This window comes from Streptomyces sp. NPDC051320 (assembly GCF_040682175.1).
Classification (GTDB): Bacteria; Actinomycetota; Actinomycetes; order Streptomycetales; family Streptomycetaceae; genus Streptomyces.
Window position 1 is genome coordinate 1 of record NZ_JBFBAL010000042.1, and the last position, 6,904, is coordinate 6,904.

A 6,904-nucleotide genomic window follows, 5' to 3' on the forward strand; every position below is an offset into this window, starting at 1 on the left:
CGCGCCTCGCTCACGAAGAGCGGATGCGGCTGCATGGCCGCGCGGAGGCCTGAACCCACCCCCGCTCCCACACTGCGCCGGGCTCGCTCGAAGGCGATGCGCGATGACTCCAAGCCCATTCGATGTTCCTTCCTTCCACGTCACCGGAACAGGCCCCCCAGGAAGGCGGTGGGTGCCCCGGTGTCTGTCTGACGCCCGGTACCGGGCGAGGTGTTGCGGGAGCCTCAGGGCGCGACGCGGGCGCCCTTGCTGGCCAGGGCGCCCACCGGCAGGTCCTCGACGGTGCGGAAGCCCGGTTCCGCCTCGACGACCGCGGTCACGGCGTTCGATGCCATGGCCACAGTGGAAAAGAAGCTCTCGAACCCGCCGGGCACGACGACTTCGATCGTCTGCTCGCGACCGACGAGCAGGAGTCCGTCGCCGCGTTCGACGACGTCCTCCGGGTCGAAGATGCCGAATCGGGTGGCCAGTTCGATGACGGCCTTCCCCTGCACCAGTCCACGAGCCCGGTGCAAGACGCTCGTCACGGTTCCCGCGGGGATGACGGCGTGCTGCCCCTTGCGTTCCGTCTCCGCGATCAGGTCTCGCTCGACGGTGTCGACCTCGATCGAGTCAAGATCCCATTCCAGTCCACGGGCCAGGGCACTGATGCTCTGCGCGAAGCCGACGTGCCCCATGACGCGACCCGCATCGCGCTCGGCGTCGAACTCGGCCGGCATGATACCCAGCCCGAACTTCCTCAGGATCGCGCCGTAGCGGCTCATGTCCGCCGTACGCCGCACGGACACGCGATCCACCCCGAGCGTGAGGCCGCTCAGCACCAGCGGAAGCGTGTCCATCAGCATCCCCGGGTTGCAACCGGTACCGAGTACGGAGACGCCGTGTTCGCGCGCGAGCCGATCCAGGCGGGCCACGGCCTGGGCGTGGCTCCGGGTCGGATCCCTCAGCTCCTCGCAGATCGACACGACGTTCGTCCCCCGTTCGATGAGGGCGGTGAGCGTCGGTTCTATCGCGTCCACCCAGGACGACGTGGCGACGACGGCCACGTCGGCAGGCGGCAGCTCCGCGACGGAGGCGACCACGGGGACACGCGGCGCGCCGGCGACGAAGTCGGCGAGGGGCACTCCGGCCTTGTCCACCCCGATGTCCAGCGCACCCAGGAGTGCGCAGTCGCGTCGGCTCACCAGCGACTCGGCGACGGCGATGCCCGTGGCTCCGAGTCCGACGAGAACGACGCCGGTCGGCTTGGTCATGTTCGAGTGCCTCCTTCAGCACAGGCGGGACGGCGGCACCGAACCGACAGGACGGGGCCGAAGATCTCGTGCTGGGCCAGGCGGCTGTGCTGGTCCACGTCCACGAAGACCACCGGATCCACGTACAGTCCGTCGGTCCTCTTCCGGTCCGATCCGAGGACGAGCCGGGCTCCCTCCGCGATCCCCTTGCGCACCTCGTCCAGCACGTCATCGCGATGCCCCTCGCACGCCAGCGGCCCGGCTGGGGATGTCCGCGAAGGGCAGTCCGTCGCGCGGGCTGACGAGGGTGGCCGTCCGGCCTGTCCTCGATTCGGCCCATTCGCCGTTGATCCACATTCCGCGCGACAGGCTCAGCCCGCTCTTGAGAGCGAGCCAGTCGTCCAGTGAACGCGCGGTGCTCGTTCGGTCCGTGTTCATCACGTCGCGCCTCCTCTCATGGCGTGTCCGAGGAGGTTCGCCTCCGATTGGTCGACGAGCCAGTCGAAGACAGGGTCCGGCGAGGCCATCCACTCGGGATGCCACTGCACCCCCACCACCGGGCTGTCGGCGAGTCTGATGGCTTCGACGACGCCGTCGGTGGTGGTGCCCATGACGGTGAGTCCTCGGCCGAGGCGGTCGACCGCCTGGTGGTGCCAGGAGTTGACGACGCGCTGGGGCCCGTAGAGCGTGTGGGCGAGGCTTCCCGGCGTGAAGTGGACGGTGTGCTCGTCGTCGCCGTCGTCAGCTGCGAAGTTCGGGGACGAGTGGACGATCGAGCCCTCTTCTATGTGCTCGACGAGGGTGCCGCCGAGGACGATATTGAGCAGCTGGTGACCGCGGCAGACGCCCAGGATCGGAACGTTCGCCTGGAGCGCGGCCACGATCAGGGCCGCCTCGTACTCGTCTCGTTCGAGGTCCGGCGCATCGTGGTCCCACCTAGGGTCCACCGCGGGGTCGACCTGGGCGCTGCCGCCCCATCGGGAAGGGTGGACATCCTGCCCGCCGGTGACGATGAGTCCGTCGAGGCGATCGACGATGCCTTCCGCATCGGCCCCGAACGGCAGGTTGACCGGGATTCCGCCAGCGGCGGTCACGTTGTCGCCGAATGCACTGAAGTGCGAGTCGGCGAACTGGAATTGGAAGCGACGGGAGGCCCTCTTCACCATGCCGAGGCTCAGGCGCCGGCCTGTGATTCCGATCAGCGGCTTCGGCATGTCATACCTCCCCGACCCGAGCGACGACGCGAATCTCCTGTCCGGACGCCAGGGCCTTGAATCCGTCGTTGATGGTGGCCAGGTCGCACCGGGCGGTTACGAGATCGTCGAGGCGGAGAAGGCCCATGCGGTTGAAGTGCACGTACAGCGGGACATCAACCTTGAAGTGGTTGGAGCCCATGAACGAGCCCTGGATACGCTTCTCCTCCAGAAACAGCTCCGCCCCTCGGACCGCAATCGGCTGCGAGTCCGGGATCATGCCCATCACGGTGGCGGTGCCGCCCGGCCGGAGCATGGCGAACGCCTGTCCGGCCGTGGTGCCCGAGCCGACCGCTTCGAACGCGTGGTGCACGCCGGTGCCGGTGATCGCCCGCACCGCCGCGACCGGGTCGGTCTCCCTCGCGTTGACGACGTGTGTCGCGCCGAAATGGACGGCCCGGTCCAGCTTGCCCGGCACGACGTCGATCCCGATGATCTGCGCCGCGCCCGCCAGTTGCGCGGCTTGAACGGCGGCGAAGCCAACTCCGCCCAGTCCGATCACAGCGACGCTGTTCCCGGTGTGCACAGAGGCGCTGTGCAGGACCGCGCCCATGCCTGTCGTGACGGCGCAGTCGAGCACACTCGCAGTCTCCGGACGGATGTCGTCCGGGATGGCGACCAGGCCGTTCTTGTGGACGAGGATCATCTCCGCGAAGGCACCGATGCCGGCGGTCGGCCGCACCGGCCGGCCGTCGCGCTTGGTAAGCCGCGGTCGGGATCGCTGCTGTTGCAGTCGTGAGCGGTTCACGCACAGGGTCTGCCTGCCGGTCACGCAGTACTCACAGGTACCGCAGTAAACGGACAGGCACGTCACGACCGTGTCGCCCGGCACGAACTCCGACACGCCTGCGCCGACGGCCACGACCTCCCCAACCGCCTCGTGACCGAGGACAATCGGCGGTTGGGTCTCGAAGGTCCCGTCGATCTCGTGCAGGTCCGAGTGGCAAAGGCCGGCGTACGCCACCTTCACCAGTACCTCGTCCGGACCGGGATCGTCGATCACGAGCTCCTCGAGCTCTAGGAGGCCCGGCGCCGTGTTCAGCACGGCGGCTGCGATCCGGGTACTCATGCCAGCTCGAAGTATCGGCTGCGCTCCCACGGAGTGATCCCGCAGTCGGGGTCGCCCCCACCGGTGTGGAACGACAGCCACTCCGACAGGCGCGTGCCGATCCAGTAGCTGACGAACTCAACTCCGAGCGCCTCGGGCAGGATCTTGTCCGCCTCCATTGCCGAGGCCGCCTGGCTGATGCTCGCCGGAATCGGCTCCCCGTCGGGGCGGAACCAGGCCATGCCGGTCAAGGGGGTGGGCGGCTCGAGTTCGTTACGGACTCCGAAGAGGCCTGCGCCGAGAACGGCCGCGGTGACCAGGTACATGTTCGCGTCCGAACCGGGCACGCGGTACTCGATGCGGGACTGCTTCGGGTGGTCCACGACGGCGCGCACCGCCGTCGTCTTGTTACCGACTCCCCAACTGATGGTCGTAGGCGGACCCTCGGCGGGGATGAGCCGGCGATAGGAGGTGATGAAGGGAAGGGCGATCGACGTCGTACCCGCCATCGCCGGCATCACGCCGCCGATGAACCGACTCATCACCGCAGACGGAGCGTCGGGGCTGTAGAAGGCGTTCCCGTCCGGCGTCCCCAGCGAGAGGTTCAGGTGCGACGCCTGGCCCCAGGCGTCCGACCATTTCGCCATGAACGTCACGGTCCGGCCGAGCTCGTGGCCCACCTCGCGCATCACCTGGCGACATCGGGCCCACCGGTCGGCGACCTCGACGGCACTGCCGATCGCGACATTGACTTCGATCTGGCCTGCGGCGGCCTCGTCGTTCCAGGCCTCCCAGTCGATGCCGATGGCCCGCAGCCGTTCCTCCACCCGCTCCAGGTACGCGCGCCAGTCCGCGTCCTTGGCGAGCACGTAGGCACCTCCGCTGGTGCCGCCGAGCGGAGTGAGGTTCTCGTAGCCCTTGGCGCGGGCTTCGCGAACCGACTCCTCGAAAATGGTCGCTTCGATCTCGATGGCGGTGTTGACCGTGAAACCGAGCTGCTGGGCGTCGGCCTCGACGCGGCGTAGCAGGTTGCGCGGACAGACGGAGACCGGGGTGCCGTCCTTGGTCCAGAAGTCGCCGATGACGGCCGCCTTGCCCGGCTTCCACACAACCAGCGTGCTGAGGTCGGGGCGGAGGAAGATGTCCGCGAGTTCGCCGCGCCAGGAAGGGAAGGGGATACCGAGGATCGGGGTGCTGCTCAGGTCGTTGCCGAACACGACGTCCGCGAAGGCGAATCCCTGCTCGACGCTGCCCAGGAACTTGCCTCGCGACAGGGTCTTTCCGATGAACGTGCCGTCGAGGTTGGTTGCCTGGATCTCGACGGACGTGATGCCGTGCTCATCCAGCCAGCGGTCGAGCTCATCAATGGTCATCTCAGACACCGAATCTCACCTTCCAGTGCGCGCCACATATTGCCGACAGGTGCGCCACGCTGCCGACGACGGTGACGCCGGTTGCGAGAGCGAACAGAAAAGTCTCACCGCGGCCGCTGAACACCGCCGCCAGCGCGTCTGCGGGGCCGTGCACCTCGTACGCCGGTGCGTCCTCGCCGAAGCGGATTTCCTCCTCCTCGGTCTGGCAGACCACGCGGAGCCCCTCGGGGAATCCGGTCGAGCCCTGGTTCGCCGCCCAGAAGGACAATGCGGCGTCACGCCAGGCGGGCACCGGCGGATTCAGCAGTGTCTGGACCGCCGAGGCGAGTTCGTCGGGCGTCGCGGCGAGCGCGTAGTCGGAATAGGGCACGAGGGGGATCGCCTCCACGCCCTCGTCCACGCCGTGGTGGATGTCCACGCCGCCCTCGGCGAAGAGCAGGGTCGCGGTCTGGGCGTCCAGCTGCGATCGCAGCGCCACGGTGCCGGTCAGCCCCGTGAGGAGATCACGGAGTTCGGGTACCGCCGCGCTCTCGCGCAAGACCCTTGCCAGCGAGAGCACGAGCGGAGTCGGATCCGCTTCGACCTCGATTCTCACAGCGCCCCTCATGGGCACCCACCTCAATCATTCGCGGCCGAACACGGGGGGCCGGCGCCATTCACAGAGTCTCGATCAAATGACTTGCTCATTTGATCGAGTCGTTCGACTTGAAGCTAGTCCCGGTGAAAGGGGGGTGTCAATCACAGGGCGGCAAAGAAATCGCTCTTTGCCGGGCGCTACGTGAAGCGCAGGGCGCCGTCCTCGGGATCCGCACCCAGGAGGTCCTTCATCTGCTCGTGGACCTGGGGATTGATCCATGGCGCGCGGTCGCCCTGGGCCGGCATGTCGTCCATGTGGCGCACGAGGTAGCCCGAGGAGACGTCCTTGACCCAGGGTCCTCGCGACATGTCCTGGTCCTCGTCGCGCAGTACAGGGGTCACGACCGTCGCGCTCAGTTCGTCCATCCGGGTGAGCAGCGAGCTCCAGAACCGGTTGACCAGTTCGAGGCGGAGGGTCCAGGAGGAGTTGAGGTAGCCGAAGGCCACCATGAGGTTCGGGACGCCGCTGAAGGCGACTCCCTTGTAGGTGAAGGTCTGCGAGAAGTCGATCGGCTGACCGCCCATGCTGAACCGGATCTTCCCCAGTGTGACGAGCTGCAGGCCGGTCGCGGTCACGATCACGTCGGCCGGAACCTCCTCGCCGGAGGTCATCCGCAGGCCGTGCTCGGTGAAGGTCTCGATGTGTCCCGTCACCACTTCGGCCCTACCCTGCCGAATGGCGTGGAAGAGGTCCCCGTTGGGCACCAGGCACACGCGCTGGTCCCAGGGCTCGTAGGCCGGGGTGAAGTGCTTCTCCCGGCACTCGCGGCCGACGATCTTCTCGATCTCATCGAAGAGGTGCTTCTTGAAGGCCTGGGGATCGGTGCGTGCGAAGTGGTACCTCGCCTGCTGGTCGCGGACGTTGCGCAGCCGGATCCGCGTGAACGCCTCCTGGTCCCCCACTTCCGCGCGCAGCCGGTTGGCCTCCTCGTCGACATCGGAGTCGATGGCCACATAGGTGGGCGACCGCTGCACCATCGTGACCTTCGACGCGGTCTGGGCGAGGGCCGGGACCAGGGTGATCGCGGTGGCGCCGGATCCGATGACGACGACTCGCTTTCCGGTGGAGTCGAGGTCGGCCGGCCACTGCTGGGGATGGACGATCGATCCGCGGAATGCCGGCTGGCCGGGGAACTCCGGCTTGTGGCCGCTGTCGTGGTCGTAGTAGCCCGCGGCCATGTAGAGGAAGGAGCAGGTGAGAAGTTCGAGACCGGCGGGGCCCGCGACCTCCAGGACCCAGGAGCGGTCGTCGTGCGACCAGTCGGCGCTGATCACCCGGCGCTCGAGGCGGATGTGCCGCTTCAGCCCGTACTCGTCGACGGTCTCCCCGAGGTAGTCGAGGATGGCCTCACCCGACGCGAT

The 6,904-nt window shown here is 67.8% G+C and carries 8 protein-coding genes; all 8 read right to left on the bottom strand.

What is annotated here, in order from left to right; genetic code table 11:
- Positions 1-224: 224 nt before the first annotated feature.
- Positions 225-1,253: a dihydrodipicolinate reductase gene (locus tag AB0M87_RS33130; protein WP_365859578.1), complete on the bottom strand. Its 1,029-nt coding sequence runs from the start codon at positions 1,251-1,253 to the stop codon at positions 225-227.
- The gene (locus AB0M87_RS33135) at positions 1,250-1,459 is read right to left on the bottom strand and encodes an aldehyde dehydrogenase family protein (RefSeq protein ID WP_365859580.1); all 210 of its coding nucleotides are present in this window, start codon (positions 1,457-1,459) and stop codon (positions 1,250-1,252) included. The genes AB0M87_RS33130 and AB0M87_RS33135 overlap by 4 nt, the downstream gene beginning before the upstream one ends.
- 1 nt (position 1,460) lies before the next feature.
- Entirely contained in the window at positions 1,461-1,670 is a 210-nt protein-coding gene (locus AB0M87_RS33140; protein WP_365859582.1) for a hypothetical protein, read from the bottom strand.
- Positions 1,670-2,446, bottom strand: a complete 777-nt coding sequence (locus AB0M87_RS33145) for a gamma-glutamyl-gamma-aminobutyrate hydrolase family protein (RefSeq protein ID WP_365859584.1) — start codon at positions 2,444-2,446, stop codon at positions 1,670-1,672. The genes AB0M87_RS33140 and AB0M87_RS33145 overlap by 1 nt, the downstream gene beginning before the upstream one ends.
- Position 2,447: 1 nt before the next feature.
- Positions 2,448-3,554, bottom strand: a complete 1,107-nt coding sequence (locus AB0M87_RS33150) for a Zn-dependent alcohol dehydrogenase (RefSeq protein ID WP_365859586.1) — start codon at positions 3,552-3,554, stop codon at positions 2,448-2,450.
- The gene (locus tag AB0M87_RS33155; RefSeq protein ID WP_365859592.1) at positions 3,551-4,906 is read right to left on the bottom strand and encodes a glutamine synthetase; all 1,356 of its coding nucleotides are present in this window, start codon (positions 4,904-4,906) and stop codon (positions 3,551-3,553) included. Before AB0M87_RS33155 ends, AB0M87_RS33150 begins: the two co-directional genes overlap by 4 nt.
- Before the next feature lies 1 nt (position 4,907).
- Positions 4,908-5,513 (bottom strand): hypothetical protein, encoded by a 606-nt coding sequence (locus AB0M87_RS33160; RefSeq protein WP_365859588.1) that lies wholly within the window; start codon positions 5,511-5,513, stop codon positions 4,908-4,910.
- A 167-nt stretch (positions 5,514-5,680) separates the two neighbouring features.
- The coding region (locus tag AB0M87_RS33165) for an NAD(P)/FAD-dependent oxidoreductase (RefSeq protein WP_365859590.1) at positions 5,681-6,904 on the bottom strand (1,224 nt) is incomplete at its 5' end.